Genomic DNA, 19,279 nt, shown 5'->3' with positions numbered 1-19,279 from the left:
CCAGTGACCGTGCCGCCATTGCCGTCACTGAGCGTATACGTAATGGTGTCGCTGCCGTTGTAGTTGGAAGCCGGGGTGTAGGTGACGGTGCCGTCGCCGTTGATCACCACCGAGCCATGAGCCGCACTGGCGGTACTGACAGCCAGACTGTCGCCGTCCGGATCGGTAGCCGGTGCCAGTACATTGACGGTGACCGGCGTGTCTTCGGCGGTGGTCTGTGGTGCGACGGTTCCCGCCAACGGCGCATCGTTTACTGCGGTAATGGTCACCGCAACGGTGCTGGTCACCGTGCCACCTTTGCCGTCGCTGATAGTGTAAGTGATGGTGTCGCTGCCGTTGTAGTTCGCCGCCGGGGTATAGGTGACGGTGCCGTCGCCGTTAATCACCACTGTGCCGTGCCCGGCACTGGCGGCGGTTACTGCCAGGGTGTCGCCGTCCGGGTCCGTCGCCCCGGCCAGTACGTTCACGGTGACCGGCGTGTCTTCGGCGGTGGTCTGTGGCGTGACGGAGCCAGCCAGCGGTGCATCGTTTACGGCGGTAACCGTGATGGCAACCGTACCGGTGACGGTGCCACCGTTGCCGTCGCTGAGCGTATACGTAATGGTGTCGCTGCCGTTGTAATTGGCCGCCGGAGTATAGGTAACCGTGCCGTCGCCGTTAATGGTCACCGTTCCATGATCCGCACTGGCAACGCTGACGGCCAGGGTATCGCCGTCCGGATCGGTAGCCGGTGCCAGTACATTGACGGTGACCGGCGTGTCTTCGGCGGTGGTCTGCGGTGCGACGGTTCCGGCAAGCGGCGCATCGTTTACTGCGGTAACCGTGATGGCAACCGTACCGGTGACCGTGCCACCCTTGCCGTCGCTGAGGGTATACGTAATGGTGTCGCTGCCGTTGTAATTGGCGGCTGGCGTATAAGTCACCGTACCGTCGCCGTTAATCACCACTGTGCCGTGCCCGGCACTGGCGGTGCTGACGACCAGGCTGTCACCGTCCGGATCGGTGGCTGGTGCCAGTACATTCACCGTCACCGGGGTGTCTTCGGCGGTAGTCTGCGGTGCGACGGTTCCGGCAAGCGGCGCATCGTTTACTGCGGTAACCGTGATGGCAACCGTACCGGTGACGGTGCCACCGTTGCCGTCGCTGAGGGTATACGTGATGATATCGCTGCCGTTGTAATTGGCAGCCGGGGTGTAGGTGACCGTACCGTCGCCGTTAATCACTACCGTGCCGTGCCCGGCGCTGGCGGTGCTAATGGCCAGGGTATCGCCGTCCGGATCGGTAGCCGGTGCCAGTACATTGACGGTGACCGGGGTGTCTTCGGCGGTGGTCTGTGGTGCGACGGTTCCGGCAAGCGGCGCGTCGTTTACTGCGGTAATGGTCACTGCAACGGTGCTGGTGACCGTACCGCCATTGCCGTCGCTGAGGGTGTACGTGATCACATCACTGCCGTTGTAATTGGCAGCCGGGGTGTAGGTGACGGTGCCGTCACCGTTGATCACCACTGTGCCATGCCCGGCACTGGCGGCGGTTACCGCCAGGGTGTCGCCGTCCGGATCGGTAGCCGGTGCCAGCACATTCACGGTGACCGGGGTGTCTTCCGCAGTGGTCTGTGGTGTGACTGACCCCGCCAGCGGCGCATCGTTTACGGCGGTAACCGTGATGGCAACCGTACTGGTGACCGTGCCGCCATTGCCGTCACTGAGCGTATACGTAATGGTGTCGCTGCCGTTGTAGTTGGAAGCCGGGGTGTAGGTGACGGTGCCGTCGCCGTTGATCACCACCGAGCCATGAGCCGCACTGGCGGTACTGACAGCCAGACTGTCGCCGTCCGGATCGGTAGCCGGTGCCAGGACATTGACGGTGACCGGCGTGTCTTCGGCGGTGGTCTGTGGTGGGACGGTTCCGGCAAGCGGCGCATCGTTTACTGCGGTAATGGTCACCACAACGGTACTGGTGACCGTGCCGCCGTTGCCGTCGCTGAGGGTGTACGTAATCACGTCGCTGCCGTTGTAATTGGCAGCAGGCGTATAAGTGACAGTGCCATCGCCGTTGATCACCACCGTGCCGTGCCCGGCACTGGCGGCAGTCACCGCCAGTGTATCGCCGTCCGGGTCGGTCGCGGCTGCCAGCACATTCACGGTAACCGGTGTATCTTCGGCGGTAGTTTGTGCCGGAACACTGCCTGCCAGCGGCGCGTCGTTTACTGCTGTCACCGTCATGGCAACCGTGCTGGTTGTTGTACCACCGTTGCCGTCGCTGAGCGTATACGTAATAGTGTCGCTGCCATTAAAGTTAGCCGCAGGGGTATAAGTGAGCGTGCCATCGGCATTGATTACCACTGTACCGTTTGCCGCACTGGCACTGGTGACCGTTAAGCTATCGCCTTCCGCATCGGTTGCCGTACTGAGTACATCCACCGTCACCGGTGTATCTTCGGCAGTAACCTGGCTGACACTGCCCGCAACAGGCGCGTCATTGACCGGTGTAATCACTACAGCCACTACACCCGTTGCCATTGCCCCCTGGCTGTTGCTGACCAGGTAAGTAATGGTATCTGTGCCGTTATAGTTGGCATTTGGGGTATAGGTGAGTGTGCCATCAGCATTGATTGTGACGGAGCCATGCAAAGCCTGCGCACTTTCCACCATCAGGCTGCCCGGGTCAGTATCTGTGTCGTTACTAAGCACATCCACCGTGACCGGGGTGTCTTCGGCGGTAATAGCACTGTCTGGTGCCGGAACCGGAGGTGTCGCGGTCTGGCTGTTCACATAAATAGTCACTAAACCGGTCGCAGTCGAGGTACCGCCATGCCCGTCGCTCAGCGTATAGGTAATGGTATCGGTGCCGGTAAAGTTAGTGCCCGGCGTATAAGTCAGCGTGCCATCGGGATTAATCACCACTATCCCGTGGTCTGCACTGGCTGCGGTCACGGTCAGTGTATCGCCATCGGCATCACTGTCGTTTTCCAGAACATTCACAACAACGGGCACATTCTCGACCGTGGTGGCTTCATCGTTACCCGCCTGGGGCGTGTCGTTAACTGCATTTACGGTGATAGCAACAGTGGCACTGACTGTGCCGCCTTTACCATCGCTGATAATGTAATTGATGGTGTCATTGCCGTTGTAGTTGGCGGCTGGCGTATAGGTGATCGTACCATCGCCGTTGATTACCACCGTGCCGTGCCCGGCACTGGCGGCAGTCACCACCAGGGTGTCTCCGTCAGGATCTGAAGCACTGGCCAGCACATTGACGGTTAGCGGGGTGTCTTCATCGGTGGCCGCGTTGACTGTTCCCGCCTGCGGTGCATCGTTCACTGCCGTAACAGTCACTGCAACGGTGCTGGTGACCGTGCCGCCGTTACCGTCGCTGAGGGTATACGTAATGGTGTCGTTGCCGTTGTAGTTCGCCGCCGGGGTATAAGTGACGGTGCCGTCGCCGTTAATCACCACGGTGCCATGCCCGGCGCTGGCCGCAGTCACCGCCTGGGGATCGCCGTCCGGATCCGTCGCGCCCGCCAGTACATTCACCGTCACCGGGGTGTCTTCGGCGGTGGTCTGTGGCGCAACAGTACCGGCCTGTGGGGCATCGTTCACTGCCGTGACAGTCACCACTACGGTGCTGGTCACCGTGCCGCCGTTGCCGTCGCTGAGCGTATACGTAATGGTGTCGCTGCCGTTGTAGTTCGCCGCCGGGGTATAAGTCACCGTACCGTCGCCGTTAATCACCACCGTGCCGTGCCCGGCACTGGCGGCAGTCGCGGCCAGGGTGTCGCCGTCCGGGTCCGTCGCGCCAGCCAGCACATTCACAGTCACCGGGGTGTCTTCAGCAGTGGTTTGTGGTGTGACTGACCCCGCCAGCGGGGCATCGTTCACTGCCGTAATAGTGATAGCAACCGTACTGGTGACCGTGCCGCCGTTACCGTCGCTGAGCGTATACGTAATGGTGTCGCTGCCGTTGTAATTGGCAGCCGGGGTATAAGTGACGGTACCGTCGCCGTTAATCACTACTGTGCCGTGCCCGGCGCTGGCACTGCTTACGGTTACGGTATCGCCATCCGGGTCCGTCGCGCCCGCCAGTACATTCACCGTCACCGGGGTGTCTTCGGCGGTGGTCTGTGGCGCAACCGTACCGGCCAGCGGGGCATCATTCACCGCCGTAACAGTCACCGCAACAGTGCTGGTGACCGTGCCGCCGTTACCGTCGCTGAGCGTATACGTAATGGTGTCGCTGCCGTTGTAATTGGCAGCCGGGGTATAAGTGACCGTACCGTCGCCGTTGATCACCACCGTGCCGTGCCCGGCGCTGGCGGCGGTTACCGCCAGGGTGTCGCCGTCCGGGTCCGTCGCCCCGGCCAGTACATTCACTGTGACAGGCGTGTCTTCGGCGGTGGTCTGTGGTACGACGGTTCCGGCAAGCGGCGCATCGTTTACTGCGGTAATGGTCACTGCAACGGTGCTGGTGACCGTGCCGCCGTTGCCGTCGCTGAGGGTATACGTAATGGTGTCGCTGCCGTTGTAGTTGGCAGCGGGCGTATAAGTGACCGTACCGTCGCCGTTAATAGTGACTGTGCCGTGCCCGGCACTGGCCGCAGTCACCGCCAGGGTATCGCCGTCCGGGTCACTGGCGCTGTTCAGCAGGTTCACGGTCACCGGGGTGTCTTCGGCAGTGGTCTGTGGCGCAACCGTCCCGGCCAGCGGGGCATCATTCACCGCCGTAACAGTCACCGCAACAGTGCTGGTTACCGTGCCGCCGTTACCGTCGCTGATAGTGTAAGTAATCACGTCGCTGCCGTTGTAATTGGCAGCCGGGGTATAGGTGAGCGTGCCGTTGCCGTTGATCACCACCGTGCCGTGCCCGGCGCTGGCGGCGGTTACCGCCAGGGTGTCGCCGTCCGGGTCCGTCGCGCCAGCCAGCACATTCACAGTGACCGGAGTGTCTTCATCTGTCGTCGCAGTCACATTCCCCACCTGCGGGGCATCGTTCACCGGGGTAACAGTCACCGCAACGGTACTGGTGACCGTACCGCCGTTACCGTCACTGAGGGTGTAGGTGATCACGTCGCTGCCGTTGTAATTGGCGGCTGGCGTATAAGTGACGCTACCGTCGCCGTTGATCACCACCGTGCCGTGCCCGGCACTGGCGGCAGTCACGGCCAGGGTGTCGCCGTCGGGGTCCGTCGCGCCAGCCAGCACATTCACCGTCACCGGGGTATCTTCGGCGGTGGTCTGAGCCGCAACCGAACCGGCCTGCGGGGCATCGTTCACTGCAGTAATGGTCAGCGCTACGGTGCTGGTGACCGTGCCACCGTTGCCGTCGCTGAGCGTATACGTAATGGTGTCGTTGCCGTTGTAATTGGCATTCGGGGTATAGGTAAGCGTGCCATCAGCGTTAATCACCACCGTGCCGTGCCCGGCACTGGCTGCCGTAACACTCAGAGTATCGTTTTCTGCATCCGAGGCACTACTGAATACATCTACGGTGACCGGGGTATCTTCTGCCGTTGTGGCACTCACCGTTCCGGCGACCGGGGCGTCATTTACCGGTGTAACGGTAACGGACAGCGTTGCTGTTGCCGTACCGCCGTTGCCATCGCTAACGGTATACGTGACCGTGTCTGTGCCATTGTAATTCGCAGCCGGGGTATAAGTGATTGTGCCGTTGGCATTGATCACCACTGTGCCATGCCCGGCGCTGGCACTGCTCACGGTAAGGCTGTCGCCATCCACATCGCTGTCGTTCGCCAGCACATTCACCGTCACCGGGGTGTCTTCTGCGGTGGTGGCGCTGTCGTTGGCTGCCACGGGGTTATCATTTACCGCTGTTATAGTCACCACCAGGGTGCCGGTTGCCGTACCGCCATGGCCGTCGCTGATGGTATAGGTGACGGTATCGGTACCGTTGTAATTAGCATTCGGGGTATAGGTGAGCGTGCCGTTAGCGTTGATCACCACCGTGCCATGCCCGGCGCTGGCGGCACTAACGGTTAAACTGTCGCCGTCCACATCGCTGTCGTTCGCCAGCACATTTACCGTGACCGGGGTGTCTTCGGCGGTGGTGGCGCTGTCGTTCACTGCCACGGGGTTATCATTGACCGCTGTTATAGTCACCGCCAGGGTGCCGGTTGCCGTACCGCCATGCCCGTCGCTGATGGTATAGGTGACGGTATCAGTGCCGTTGTAATTGGCATTCGGGGTATAGGTCAGTGTGCCATTGGCGTTGATCACCACCGTGCCGTGCCCGGCGCTGGCGGCTGTCACCGTTAAACTGTCGCCATCCACATCGCTGTCGTTCGCCAGCACATTTACCGTGACCGGGGTGTCTTCGGCGGTGGTGGCGCTGTCGTTCACTGCCACCGGGTTATCATTTACCGCTGTTATAGTCACCGCCAGGGTTCCGGTTGCCGTACCGCCATGCCCGTCGCTGATGGTATAGGTGACGGTATCGGTGCCGTTATAATTCGCCGCCGGAGTATAAGTGAGTGTGCCGTTAGCATTGATCACCACCGTGCCGTGCCCGGCGCTGGCGGCTGTCACCGTTAAACTGTCGCCATCCACATCGCTGTCGTTCGCCAGCACATTCACCGTCACCGGGGTGTCTTCGGCGGTGGTGGCGCTGTCGCTCACTGCCACCGGGGCATCATTCACCGCCGTCACTGTCAGCGCCAGGGTGCCGGTTGCCGTACCGCCATGCCCGTCGCTTATTGTATAAGTGACGGTATCGGTACCGTTATAATTCGCCGCCGGGGTATAAGTGAGTGTGCCGTTAGCGTTGATCACCACCGTACCGTGCCCGGCGCTGGCGGCGGTAACGGTTAGGCTGTCGCCATCCACATCGCTGTCGTTCGCCAGCACATTTACCGTCACCGGGGTATCTTCGGCGGTGGTGGCGCTGTCGTTCACTGCCACCGGGTTATCGTTCACCGCCGTCACTGTCAGCGCCAGCGTGCCGGTTGCCGTGCCACCATGGCCATCGCTTATCGTGTAAGTGACCGAATCCGTGCCATAGAAATTGGCAGACGGGGTATAAGTCAGTGTGCCATTGGCATTAATCACTACCGTACCGTGGCTGGCGCTGGCGGAAGTGATGGTCAGCGTGTCACCATCGGCGTCGGTGTCATTAGCCAGTACATTCACCGTTATGGCGGTGTCTTCTGCGGTTGTCGCGCTGTCATTACCGGCAACCGGCGCATGGTTAAGGTCAACCACATTAATAGTGACAGTCGCGGTTTCTGTGGTGCCGTTACTGGTTACGGTATAAGTGAAGGAGTCGTTACCCAGGTAGCCACTGTTGGGCGTGTAAATCGCATTACCCGCGGCATCAATGGTTACTGTTCCGTGTGCCGGGTTGGACCAGGATGTCACCTTCGCATTGATGTTTTCAAAAGTATCATTCGCCATCACGTTGAAGCTGACAGGCGCGCCAGTTCCTGCGGTAACGGTATCGTTCACAATATCCGCCACCGGCGCGATCCCAATGGGCAGAGAAAAACTCAGGGGAATAGATAACAGCGTGTCGGTTAACCCAATCGTAATCGTTACCGGGCCGTTATAGTCTGCGTCCGGGGTATAGATCAGGCCATTCAGCGCCGCATTAATGTCTTCAATATTGCCTTTGATGGTTATCTGGCTGTCGTTTACCCCATCGCCCTGGCTGAAACTCAGGTTAGCGGTTTGCGACAGAGTTAATGTCCCCACAGGCACAGAAAGGGAAAGCTGTGCAATACTCCCGTCGATATCACCAATACTGATTTGTGTGCCCAGCGCACTGGCGAAGATAAGCGGGGTGTCTTCCTGCAACAGATTAATAACAGGCAAGGATATAGTGGGTAAGTCATTGACCGGGTTTACCGTAACAGTCACGATGCCAGGAGCCAGGGCATACAAACCGCCACTGTCGCGAATCATATAAGTGATGGTATCGACGCCGAAGAAATTGGCGTTTGGCGTGTAGTTCAGGGTGCCGTTGGCATTAATGGTCACCTTGCCAAACAGCGCTGACGCACTGGTTACGGTAAGCGCATTGCCTTCCAGGTCGGTATCATTACCCAGCACGTTAATTACGGTTGACGCGTCTTCATCCACCACCGCGACATCGGCTACCGCCACCGGCGGCGTATTCAGGCCAATGAGCAGGTTGCCTAACCAGTGAGTGGGAGCCAGTGATGCGGTATCTATGGTTCCGTCACCCACCTGGGTTTCCAGTACCCAGTCACCATCCGCACCTGTTGTGTCATCAGAGGCCGCGATATCGGCATCCAGTGAGGCCGACAATGCCTGCAATAAATTCAGACCGTTATCATCACCAACATTACAACCATATAATAATATATCTGCCGAACTATTAAGCGCTGCGTTAATTGTATTTAGCGCCACTGAATAATCAGCAAAATTATCAGCTGTAATAACCGTGTTCCCTAACTCAATTTCGCCACTGGCGCCATGGGAGATAATGTGAACCGCATCAATATTTTCTTTCCCGGAAAGAATATCGGCTATTTGATTCAGGCCATCTTTATTTGCATCAAGAATATAGACTTCTGCATCAGCAGGAATTTGATTAATCAGTGTTTCTTTATCTGGCACAGACGCATCAATAAAATAGACCTGGTGTTTCTCTGCACTGGTGTCAATATTTGCCACCACCTGAGCCAGATCGTTGCTGTCAGTACTGGTGTGGTGCGCGTTATCCTGTGTAGTGTCCTGGCTTGCCGCGGCATCGCTGTTTTCAGGTGTGAGTGTATTCTCCGCCGTCGCAACAGCAGCCGCATCAAACATCAGACGTCGCTCATACGCCATGTAGCGTATGCCATTACGCAAAGAGTGCAGAGCCATATTGTTTACTCATCACAGAATAGAAAAGAGCCGCTGCAAGAACACTACATGCTGTGTTCTCCCTTGAGCATCCAGACTCTAAAGAAAGCAATAAAAAACCGTTTTACTCCATTTAAATAAAACACAAGAAATTCAAATAATCAATTTGTGTTAGGGCATGAATAAGCCAAAGGAAGTAACCCAATTCGTGCCATTGGATAATAGGAAAATAACACTATAAAGAGTGGGAAAATATCAGGCTTGTTTTAATTGGAAAACTACTCAGGCAAGCTGAGCAGTTTTTAATATTAACGGGAAATATTTTCGGCAGGAGTATTACGCATTATTTGTACGGTCTTTTTCATTTCTGGCGCCAGCCACCGGTCCTCAACCCAAAAGGCCACTTCGCGGCGCAGCAATGTTACGGCCTGAACCGTACCCGGAGCCAGGCGGGAGGTGCCAATCAACTCCAGCGCCTGTGCTGCCAGCAAATATTCAATGCCCAGAATCTGCCAGGTGTTATCGCACACCTGCAAGAGCTTGAGTGCCGCACTGGTGCCCATACTCAGGTGGTCTTCCTGTAAACCCGAGGTAATGTAATTATCCAGCACTGCGGGTTGTGCCAGCCGCCGGTTCTCACCGCACAGAGATGCCGCCACATACTGGGCTATCATCATGCCGGAATTAACCCCGGGTTTTGCCACCAGGAAAGGAGGAAGTTCACTGACCAGTGGATTAATCAGCCGGTCAAGGCGGCGCTCTGCCACACTGCCGGTCTCCGCCAGCGCAATTGCCAGCAAATCTGCGGCCATCGCCACCGATTCACCATGTGGGTTCGCCTGAGAAACCACCTGCCAGTTACCGGGTTCGCCCAGCACCAGCGGGTTGTCGGTTGCGGCATTAAGTTCCTGGTTCACCTGGGTTTCCACATGCCGCCACTGTGCACGGCTGGCACCATGAATTTGCGGAATAGAGCGCAGACTGAGCGCATCCTGGGTACGTACCCCCTGGTTTTCAGCCAGCCAGGCGCTGCCGTGCAGCATTGCCCGTAACCGCTGGCCGGTGGCACTGACATCGGGGCTGGATTTCAGCGCCAGTACACGTTCATCGAACGCTGCCAGTTGGCCTTTCAGTGCTTCTACACTCATGGCTCCGGTGACATCGGCCCAGTCCATTAATTGCTTCGCTTCACCCAGCGCCAGGCAACTCAGACCTGTCATGCAGGGTGTGCCATTCACCAGGCACAGACCGTCTTTCGCCCCCGGGTTCACCGCAGTAATACCCTGCTCTGCCAGCGCATCACCGGCCAGCCAGCGTTTCCCCTGCCAGTCCACAAAGCCCATACCAGTCAGGGCCAGGCCAATATGCGCCATATGGGTCAAATACCCGACAGAACCCTGAGAGGGCACTTCCGGCGTAATGCCATGATTGATAAACGCCAGCAACGCCCGGACAACATCCGGAGAAATACCGGAATACCCCAGGCTGTAGTTGGCCACTGCCGCACACATAATGGCCCGGGTTTGCGCCACACTGAGTAACGGCCCGACACCACAAGCGTGGCTCATCAACGTGTTACGCGACAACTGGCTTAATGCCTCTGGCGGTAAAATCACATTACATAACGCTCCCAGCCCGGTATTAATCCCATAAGCAGGCTGGCCGCTGGCGACAATTTCTTCCACGATTTGCCGGGCATTTTGCATGCGCTGCCAGGCTGCTTCACTTAACTGCAGTTGCGCGCCATGCTGTGCTACGGCAACCACGTCCTGCCAGGTGGCGGGTGTGTCGCCCCACTCTCTTATTTCACTCATTAATCTTTACCCCATTCGGGAAATAAACTGGTCGAAACGCGGGCTGGCATGCCGGGTAAACAGCGTATCCGGATCACCTTCGCACTCGATATTGCCTTCATGCATAAACACCACCCGGTTTGCCACATTGCGCGCGAAGCCCATTTCGTGGGTCACGACCAGCATGGTGCGCCCTTCATCGGCCAGAACACGCATGACATTGAGTACTTCGCCCACCAGTTCCGGATCCAGTGCCGAGGTAGGTTCATCAAACAAAATCACTTCCGGATCCATTGCCAGCGCCCGGGCGATGGCCACCCGTTGTTGCTGGCCACCAGAAAGTTGTTCCGGGTAGTAATCTTTGCGGGCGTACAGTCCAACCTGGTTGAGCAAATGTTCGGCCTGCGCCTTACACTCCGCCAGCGGGCGTTTCAGCACATAGCGCGGGCCTTCCATGACGTTTTCCAGCACAGTGCGGTGCGACCACAAGTTAAAGCTCTGGAACACCATGGCAACCCGGGTACGCAACTGCTCAATTTGGTGACGGCTGGCAGAGTGCCCGTGCCGGTGTGCTTTGGCGTCGACAATAATGGTTTCACCGGCAACCTGAATTTCACCGCCGTCGGGTACTTCCAGCAAATTGATACAGCGTAAAAAAGTACTTTTACCCGACCCGCTGGCACCCAGAACGGAAATAACATCACCTTTGTTGGCAGACAGTGAAATGCCTTTTAAAACAGTATGGTCGCCGAATGACTTACGGATATTCTGCACAGCCAGTACCGGCTGTTGGATGGCGGTCATGATTTTTCTCCCTTACTGCTGTTCAGCCCGGCAGGTGCGCGGGCAGCAGCCCGCGCCTGAGCCCGGCGAAAGTTCGGTGTGAGGGCGTTTTCCAGCGCACGCCAAATTTGCACTATCAGGAAATTCAGAATCAGGTAAATCAGCGCAGCACAAACAAACACCTCCATGGTGCGGTAGGTGCGCTGAATTATTTGCTGAGCCACGCCAGTGACATCCCATACCGTAACAAGGCTTGCCAGCGCGGTGGATTTCACCAGTAAAATGGCTTCGGTGGACCAGGCGGGTAACGCATAACGCAGCATCACTGGCCCAATTACCCGGCGGAATAACAGCCAGCGCGACATGCCACACGCTTTTCCTGCTTCAACCTGCCCGGGCGGAACGGCCAGCAATGCGCCACGCAGAATTTCCGCAGTATAAGAGGCGGTACACAGTGCCAGTGCCAGCACGGCACAGGTAAAGGGTTCACGCAGAACCGGCCAGACAAAACTGTGGCGTATCGCGCTGAACTGACCCAGGCCGTAATAGATAAGAAACAACTGGATAAGCAACGGGGAGCCGCGAAACACCAGAATGTACAGCCGGGCGAACCCGCTGAGCAGCCGAAAGCGGCTCATCCGCATGGCAAGCACCACCAGTGCCAGGCAGCCGCCCACTGCCAGAGAGCTGAAAAACAACCCCAGGGTGACTGGCAAAGCCCCCAGCAGTTTTACAAAGGTTTCGCTGAGAAACGCAAAATCAATCATCGCCACTCCCGTTAATACTGCGCGGCGCCATGGCCTTGCCAGCCACGCCCCATGCGCTGTTCAGCCCGTTTAAACGCGCTGTTGGATAACACCGTCAACACCAGGTAACAGCCGCCACCCACCAGGTAAAAAGTGAAATACTGGTGTGTGGAACCTGCTGCCACCTGGCTTGCCCGCATCAGCTCAACCACCCCGGTCACCGAAATCAGCGCGGAATCTTTCAGAGTCATTTGCCAAATATTGGACATAGCCGGTAAGGCATAACGGATAATTTGTGGTGCGACAATGCGGCGGCGAATACACCAGGGCAGCATGCCCATGGCCTGTGCGGCTTCAATATCACCGTGGGACACGGCAAGGCGGGCGGCACGGAACACCTCCCCCTGGTACGAGCCAGAAATCAGGCCAATTGCCAGTGCACCAATCAAAAAAGGCGGAACTTCAATAAAACCGCTGGCACCAAACAGATGGCCCGCCCAGGTCACAACGCCCGAGCCGCCAAAATAAAACAGGTAGAGGATCAGTAGCTCGGGGATGCCACGAAACACCACCGAGTACCCTTCTCCGGCGACACGCATTAGCTTAACGGGTGAAAGCTTGGCGGCGGCAACACCACTGCCCACCACCGCACCGACCACCAGCGCTGCCAGCGACAACAAAAAGGTCATGCAGGCAGCGCTCACAATCAGCGGCCCCCAACCATTTTCGCCAAAACCTAATAAGGCCATCATGTTTGTGCCCCTCTTACGGCGTCACGTCCGTTTTAAACCATTTCTCACTGAGTTTTTTCACCGTGCCATCAGCAAGCGCGGCTTTGATTGCGGTATCCAGTTTCGCCTTCAGGTCGGTATCGCTTTTACGCACGCCCATCGCTTCCCCTTCTCCCCAAATCGGGCCACCCAGTTTCGGGCCACTGAAAGTGAGATCTTTGTTTTCCGGTTTACCCATAATGGAGTTGGCGAACGTGACATCATCAAACACGGCATCAATACGTTCAGCCTGCAAATCGAGAATGGCGTCTGCTGAACTGTTGTATTCACGTACCGTGGCAATATCTTTGAAGTATTTGTCGATAAACGGCGTGTAGACAGTACCGGAGGCAATACCGATGGTTTTGCCTTTCAGAGCCGCACGCAGTTTGGCAATGGCCGGGTTAATTTCTGCCGGGTCGTCGTGCAGTTTAATCAGTGCGTCTGCCCCGGTGGCTTCCGGCAACAGATTCCCTTTCAGGGTAATGAAGCTGGCCGGTGTCTGCGCGTAAGGCACCGTAAAATCAATGATTTGTTTACGCTCAGGGGTAATCACAATGGAATCCATGATGACATCGGATTTCCCTGCCTGCAGCCCGGCAATCATACCGTCCCAGTTCTGCACAGTTAATTTGCAGGTCACTTCCATGCGTTTGCATAAATCCGCCATCAGCTCGGGCTCAAAGCCACTGAGCTTGCCGCCTGGCAACGTCATATTCCAGGGTTCATAACTCCCTTCGGTGGCGACAGTAATGGTTTTCCACTCTTTTGCCATCGCTGGCGTGCCGGAAAGTAGTGCAGCAAGAACCGCGCTACTCAGCAGTAAACGGGAAACAGAAAGTGCGTTCATCTGATGCTCCTGAAATAACCGGGTCGCTGACGCCGGTAACAACTGAAAATGGGCTGGTGCCTTAATTTCCGGCACAAATGACTAAGCATGTATATACAAGATAAAACACAAAAAAGGCGTTAACTCATAACCACCTGCGTTAATGCACACATGGGTGTGTCTTTACTTGTACATACAACTTAGCAATTGATATGCCACTTCGAAGAAACCATTTTATTTTATTGAAAAACCGTGCTTTTTACGGGCGTAAGTCCCATACCGGTTATGAATCACCTCTGGCAATTACGCACCAAAAAAACGCATTCGCACCATAACAAGGCAGCAAAAATGGCATAAGACAGGGCAAAAAAGATCTGCCCTCACCACCCGGCCAGGTGGTGAGGCGACAAACAACAGACAGGGTTAACTGGCGTGGGGTTCTTCCACTGCGCGGGCGCTGGTAACCAGGGCTTCAAGCAGGGATTTCAGTACTTGTTGAAGTGCGGCAGCACGGTTTTCCTGCCAGGCGAATGGCGGGGTTTCATCCATATAATTGCACTGTGCCAGTTCAAGTTGCACCGCATGAATATGGTTAGCCGGGTCGCCATAAGCGCGGGTGATATGCCCACCTTTGAAGCGGCCATTGATTACCCAGGTATAAGCAGACTGGGCTTCACAACTGGCACGCAGCGCCTCACTGACAGCCGGTGCGCAACTTGCGCCCTGGTTGGTGCCAATATTCAAATCTGGCAGCCGCCCGTCGAACAGGCGGGGAATAACCGAGGCAATAGAATGCGCGTCAAACAACAGTGCATAGCCAAAACGGGCTTTGATAGCGGCCAGGGTAGCGGCCAGTTGCTGGTGGTAACTCTGCCACACCTGCTCCAGGCACCAGGCCCGGTGCGCTTTATCTGGCTCCTGCCCCGGGCGAAATACCGGCTCGCCATCGAATAACGTATCCGGGAACAGGCCAGTGGTGGCGGTCTGGTATAACGGCGTGTCATCGGCCGGGCGGTTCAAATCCACCACAAAACGCGAATAATTAGCCTGAAGAATACTGGCGCCCATTGTGCTGGCAAAAGCATAGAGTGCCGGAATATGCCAGTCGGTATCAGGTAATAACCGGGCACGGTCTGTCAGCCCGGCTTCAACTTCCGGCGTCAGCGACGTACCGGCATGAGGCATGCTAATCAGTAGCGGAGTGGAACCTTCATGGAACAACCAGGGTGTCATACACTTTCTCCACGGTAAACGACCTGGCAGGGTAATTGCCCGCCAAGCCAGTAAGCCAGTTCAGCCGGTTGTTTTACCGGCCAGTGAACAAAATTCGCCAGTTTCCCGGCTTCCAGAGAACCACATTCACTCTCCCTGCCCAGCGCTTTTGCACCCCAGAGCGTCACACCCGCCAGCGCCTCTTCCGGGGTCATGCGGAATAACGTGCAGGCCATATTCAGCATCAGGCGCAGCGACAGCACCGGCGATGTGCCGGGGTTTAAATCACTCGCCAGCGCCATTGGTACGCCATGCTTGCGGAATAACTCAACTGGCGGCATTTGGGTTTCACGCAACATGTAATAAGCGCCAGGCAACAATACTGCCACAGTGCCACTTTGCGCCATGGCAATAACGTCGTCTTCGGTAGCATATTCCAGGTGGTCGGCAGAAATAGCCTGGTAACGGGCCGCCAGGCTGCTTCCGCCCAAAGATGAGAGTTGTTCAGCGTGCAGTTTAACTGGCAGATTCAGCTCACGGGCAGTATTAAATACCCGGGTGATTTGTTCCGGCGAGAATGCCAGATGTTCGCAAAAACCATCCACGGCATCCACCAGCCCTTGCTGGTGTGCGGCAGGCAATAAGGTCTGGCAAATGTAATCAATCCAGCCATCCGCATTGTTCTGGTATTCCGGCGGAACGGCGTGAGCCGCAAGAAATGTCGCCTGGATATCGACAGGTTCCAGTTGCGCCAGTTGGCGAATTACCCGCAACATGCGCAACTCACTGTCACTTTCCAGCCCGTAGCCAGATTTTATCTCCAGCGTGGTAACGCCTTCCTGGCGCAGGCAACGCAGGCGTTCGCGGGCAGCAGCGAGTAACTCTGCTTCGCTGGCCTGGCGCGTGGCATTCACCGTGGAAATAATCCCCCCACCGCTGGCGGCAATTTCAGCGTAACTGGCACCATTAAGGCGCATTTCAAACTCACCACTGCGGTCTCCGCCAAATACCAGGTGAGTATGGCAGTCAACCAGGCCGGGCGTAATTATCCCGCCGTTCAGTTGCTCCACGCGCTGTGGCAGGCAGTGGCCCGCATCGCGTTCTTCGCCCACCCAGACAATACGCTCGCCTGCCACCGCAATCGCCCCTTGCCTGATAAGGTGGTACTTACCGTCCTTGAGCGTGACCAGGTCTGCACCGGTCCACAGGGTTTCGCATTGCAACATCGTTTTGCCGCCTCCAGATGAGTTTGAATGATAGTGGCCCAACATAATTCGGGTTGCAGTCAGACGGCAAAGCAGCGCTCAATTCATCTGTAACGAATTAAGACAGTGGCAGCACACAATGAAGAAAAAATCGCTCTCCGGCCACTGGCGGGAACCCTGTAACGGCTGATGCTGCTTAAACAACCTGCCTGCAATTGAACTATGAAGGGTATACAGCACAAATCAAAGTATGTATATGTATATACAACCACAGAGACAGGGGATCAAGCATGGCGAGTTTTTATGCTTCACGGGCATTGTTGCCCGAGGGCTGGCGAACGGCAGTACGCATTGAGACAGAATCCGGGCGGATAACCGCCGTCACACCGGGCAGCCACAGTGATGGCGCCACTCCGTTACAGGGGCTGGTAGTACCGGGTATGGCTAACCTGCACTCCCATGCTTTTCAGGCAGCCATGGCCGGGCACGCCGAGGTGGCGGGTAATCCGCAGGACAGTTTCTGGACCTGGCGCGACGCCATGTATCACCTGGTTGGCCGCCTGACCCCGGAACTGATGGCTGATGTCGCCACCTGGTTGTATATCGACATGCTGAAAGGGGGTTATACCCAGGTTGCTGAGTTCCATTACCTGCACCACCAGCCTGACGGTACGCCTTACCCGCAGGACGACATGCTGCAGGCACTGATTCAGGCAGCCACCACCGCAGGAATTGGCCAGACCATGCTGCCGGTACTTTACCGCTACGCCGGTTTTGGCGCGCAGCCGCCGGTTGAAGGGCAACGGCGGTTTATTCAGAGCACAGAGAGCTGGCTGGAACAATACCAGCGCCTGTCATCTCTGACCGCGGGCAACCCGCTGCTTAACCAGGGCGTGTGTTTCCATTCGCTGCGAGCCGTAACCCAACAGGACATGGCACAGGTTCTGGCCAATACCCCGTCCGATGCACCCGTGCATATTCATATTGCTGAGCAGCAAAAAGAAGTGAATGACTGCCTGGCAAGCTATGGTGCACGCCCGGTTGCCTGGTTACTGGAGAATATGCCAGTAGATAAACGCTGGTGCCTGGTTCATGCCACACACCTGGACCAACAGGAAATTACCCGGCTCGCCGCTACAGGTGCCGTGGCCGGGCTTTGCCCCACCACCGAAGCCAACCTGGGCGATGGTATTTTCCCGGCGACAGACTGGCTGGCAGAACAGGGCCGCTGGGGCATTGGCTCCGACAGCCAGGTTTCACGCAGTGTGCTGGAAGAATTACGCCTGCTGGAATACAGCCAGCGCCTGCGTGACCAGCATCGTAACCGGCTGGTTCAGCCTGGCGCACCCAGCGTGGGAGATGTGCTTTACACCCAGGCTGCCATGGGTGGCGCACAGGCCTGTGGCGCTCAAATGGGCCAACTGGCACCAGGTATGCGCGCCGACTGGCTGTGCCTGAATGCCGACTACTGGTCACAAAACCGCCCGGACGACCAACTGATAAACCGCTGGTTATTCGCCGGGCAACGTAGCGAAATTCGTGATGTCTGGGTAGCCGGGCAGGCCGTGATTCGTGACGGGCACCACCCGCAGGAAGCCACTTATGCCGCCCGGTTCCGTAACGCACTGGAGGCACTGCAATGATTCAGGTGTGGTCGGTTGAAAGCTTACCCGTAACGCGCTGGCGCAATGGTGGCGGAGAAACCCGCGAAATTATTGCCATTGCCGGGCCACAAGGGAGCGACTTTTTGTGGCGGGCCAGCATTGCCACACTGGATAAAGACGGCCCCTTTTCCAGCTTCAACGGCATTGACCGGGTGATTACCCTGTTGGAAGGCGCGGGTGTGACACTGACAGTGGATGGCGAAGAAATCCCCCTGGCGTTACACACCCCGCTGGCTTTTTCCGGCGACAGCGCCTGTGCGGCACGCATCACCGGGCAAAGCAGGGATTTTAATATTATGACCCTGCGCGGTGCCTGTAGCGCGCACGTCGCAGTTGCAGACAGCGCACAACAGAGCCGCAGTGGCGTTTGCCTGGTTCTCAGTGGCGAGTGGCAGTTGAATGGCAGCGAACTGGTTACCGGAATGGGTGCATGGTGGCATAACGAACACAGCACTATCCGCCCGGTTTCTGCGGGCGGAAAGTTACTGTTTTGCAGTATTGAGGAAGGTTAACCGTGGCCTTTAAACCGGCCCAGCAGTTTGTAGCGTGTGCCCGGGTACAATAACCGGGCATAGGTGACCACGCGGTTATCACTCCAGGTCTGGCGGCGAATCAGCAGGCAGGGTTCCGCCGCATTCATTTCCAGCAACTCGCGCTGCGGTGTATCAGGCATTATCGCTTCAACAATATGTTCACCCGCCGTTAATGGCGCCACCTGCATCAAATAGGTGTAGGGCGTGAGTGTCATAAAGTCCTGAGCCAGGTAATCCGGTGCCACCAGAGGGTTAACCAGGCGGTCTTCCATTTGCACCGGAACATCGTTCTCGTAATGCACAATGAGCGAGTGGAAAATCGCCTGACCAGTCGCCAGGCCCAGAACTGCCGCCTGGGCCGGGTCAGCCTGAATTTCGTTCATGCCCAGTACCCGGCAACTGTGGCGATGCCCACGCTGCGTGATCTCTTCGGCAATGTTGTGCACTTCCAGCATGGCAGTGTAGCCTTTCATTTCGGCCACAAAGGTTCCCACACCCTGCATGCGCACCAGGTAGCCTTCACTGGTCAGTTCACGCAGCGCGCGGTTGATGGTCATGCGGCTGACACCCAGCCGGGCGACCAGCTCACTTTCAGAAGGTACACGCTGACGCGGCTTCCACGCCCCTTCGTTAATCTGGCTGATAATCGCCTGTTTCACTCGCTGATAAATGGGCGCGGGTTGGTCACCCATGGCATTGACCAGTTGCGATACGGCGGTTTGCTCTGTCATAGCGGTTCCCTGCATTGTCCGGTTAATTAAGAGTGTAATCCCGTTTATTGAAGATGTATATACATCCACATAATGTGGGTGCATAAACCCCCTGCCCGGTAACGGTGCAACCACGCATCATTGTGGCGCAACATTGCTCGCCGCCTGGTGGGCGATAAAGCTGCGGCCCTTGTCACAAGCTGAACACAGAGAAATAA

The 19,279-nt window shown here is 57.1% G+C and carries 11 protein-coding genes; 2 read left to right on the top strand and 9 right to left on the bottom strand.

The genetic code is table 11. From position 1 onward, the window contains the following. The 8 genes from DES37_RS03855 to hutI all read right to left on the bottom strand — a co-directional run. The coding region (locus tag DES37_RS03855; protein ID WP_170123721.1) for a cadherin-like domain-containing protein at positions 1-8,837 on the bottom strand (8,837 nt) is incomplete at its 3' end. Between the two features lie 287 nt (positions 8,838-9,124). Beyond that, positions 9,125-10,630: an HAL/PAL/TAL family ammonia-lyase gene (locus tag DES37_RS03850; RefSeq protein ID WP_110024908.1), complete on the bottom strand. Its 1,506-nt coding sequence runs from the start codon at positions 10,628-10,630 to the stop codon at positions 9,125-9,127. Between the two features lie 6 nt (positions 10,631-10,636). Further along, positions 10,637-11,413 carry an ABC transporter ATP-binding protein gene (locus DES37_RS03845; protein ID WP_110024907.1) on the bottom strand — a complete coding sequence of 259 codons (777 nt, stop codon included), beginning with the start codon at positions 11,411-11,413 and terminating at the stop codon, positions 10,637-10,639. After that, a complete protein-coding gene (locus DES37_RS03840) occupies positions 11,410-12,159 on the bottom strand; it encodes an ABC transporter permease (RefSeq protein ID WP_110024906.1) in 750 nt (249 codons plus the stop codon). Before DES37_RS03840 ends, DES37_RS03845 begins: the two co-directional genes overlap by 4 nt. Positions 12,160-12,170: 11 nt before the next feature. Next, on the bottom strand, positions 12,171-12,890 hold the full coding sequence (locus tag DES37_RS03835; protein ID WP_036115285.1) for an ABC transporter permease: 720 nt from the start codon (positions 12,888-12,890) through the stop codon (positions 12,171-12,173). 13 nt (positions 12,891-12,903) lie between these two features. Next, a complete protein-coding gene (locus tag DES37_RS03830; RefSeq protein WP_036115283.1) occupies positions 12,904-13,758 on the bottom strand; it encodes a transporter substrate-binding domain-containing protein in 855 nt (284 codons plus the stop codon). A gap of 402 nt (positions 13,759-14,160) precedes the next feature. After that, the gene (hutG, locus tag DES37_RS03825) at positions 14,161-14,970 is read right to left on the bottom strand and encodes an N-formylglutamate deformylase (protein ID WP_110024905.1); all 810 of its coding nucleotides are present in this window, start codon (positions 14,968-14,970) and stop codon (positions 14,161-14,163) included. After that, positions 14,967-16,175: an imidazolonepropionase gene (gene hutI / locus DES37_RS03820; protein WP_110024904.1), complete on the bottom strand. Its 1,209-nt coding sequence runs from the start codon at positions 16,173-16,175 to the stop codon at positions 14,967-14,969. The genes hutG and hutI overlap by 4 nt, the downstream gene beginning before the upstream one ends. Positions 16,176-16,444: 269 nt before the next feature. Here hutI and DES37_RS03815 point away from each other — a divergent pair, with 269 nt between their 5' ends. Then, positions 16,445-17,797 carry a formimidoylglutamate deiminase gene (locus tag DES37_RS03815; RefSeq protein WP_110024903.1) on the top strand — a complete coding sequence of 451 codons (1,353 nt, stop codon included), beginning with the start codon at positions 16,445-16,447 and terminating at the stop codon, positions 17,795-17,797. Next, positions 17,794-18,330 (top strand): HutD/Ves family protein, encoded by a 537-nt coding sequence (locus tag DES37_RS03810; RefSeq protein WP_110024902.1) that lies wholly within the window; start codon positions 17,794-17,796, stop codon positions 18,328-18,330. Before DES37_RS03815 ends, DES37_RS03810 begins: the two co-directional genes overlap by 4 nt. Here the strand turns inward: DES37_RS03810 and hutC are convergent. Further along, positions 18,327-19,082, bottom strand: a complete 756-nt coding sequence (gene hutC / locus DES37_RS03805) for a histidine utilization transcriptional repressor HutC (RefSeq protein ID WP_110024901.1) — start codon at positions 19,080-19,082, stop codon at positions 18,327-18,329. The two genes, DES37_RS03810 and hutC, sit on opposite strands and share 4 nt — an antisense overlap. Positions 19,083-19,279: the final 197 nt, after the last annotated feature.

Source organism: Mangrovibacter plantisponsor (genome assembly GCF_003182475.1).
Classification (GTDB): Bacteria; Pseudomonadota; Gammaproteobacteria; order Enterobacterales; family Enterobacteriaceae; genus Mangrovibacter; species Mangrovibacter plantisponsor.
The sequence above is the reverse complement of the archived record's forward strand: the minus strand, read 5'-3'. Positions and strand labels throughout refer to the sequence as shown.

Bases quoted from the DNA above. Each gene is read 5' to 3' on its own strand.
- DES37_RS03850 (WP_110024908.1), bottom strand. From the start codon at position 10,630: ATGAGTGAAATAAGAGAGTGGGGCGACACACCCGCCACCTGGCAGGAC.
- DES37_RS03845 (WP_110024907.1), bottom strand. From the start codon at position 11,413: ATGACCGCCATCCAACAGCCGGTACTGGCTGTGCAGAATATCCGTAAG.
- DES37_RS03840 (WP_110024906.1), bottom strand. From the start codon at position 12,159: ATGATTGATTTTGCGTTTCTCAGCGAAACCTTTGTAAAACTGCTGGGG.
- DES37_RS03835 (WP_036115285.1), bottom strand. From the start codon at position 12,890: ATGATGGCCTTATTAGGTTTTGGCGAAAATGGTTGGGGGCCGCTGATT.
- DES37_RS03830 (WP_036115283.1), bottom strand. From the start codon at position 13,758: ATGAACGCACTTTCTGTTTCCCGTTTACTGCTGAGTAGCGCGGTTCTT.
- hutG (WP_110024905.1), bottom strand. From the start codon at position 14,970: ATGACACCCTGGTTGTTCCATGAAGGTTCCACTCCGCTACTGATTAGC.
- hutI (WP_110024904.1), bottom strand. From the start codon at position 16,175: ATGTTGCAATGCGAAACCCTGTGGACCGGTGCAGACCTGGTCACGCTC.
- DES37_RS03815 (WP_110024903.1), top strand. From the start codon at position 16,445: ATGGCGAGTTTTTATGCTTCACGGGCATTGTTGCCCGAGGGCTGGCGA.
- DES37_RS03810 (WP_110024902.1), top strand. From the start codon at position 17,794: ATGATTCAGGTGTGGTCGGTTGAAAGCTTACCCGTAACGCGCTGGCGC.
- hutC (WP_110024901.1), bottom strand. From the start codon at position 19,082: ATGACAGAGCAAACCGCCGTATCGCAACTGGTCAATGCCATGGGTGAC.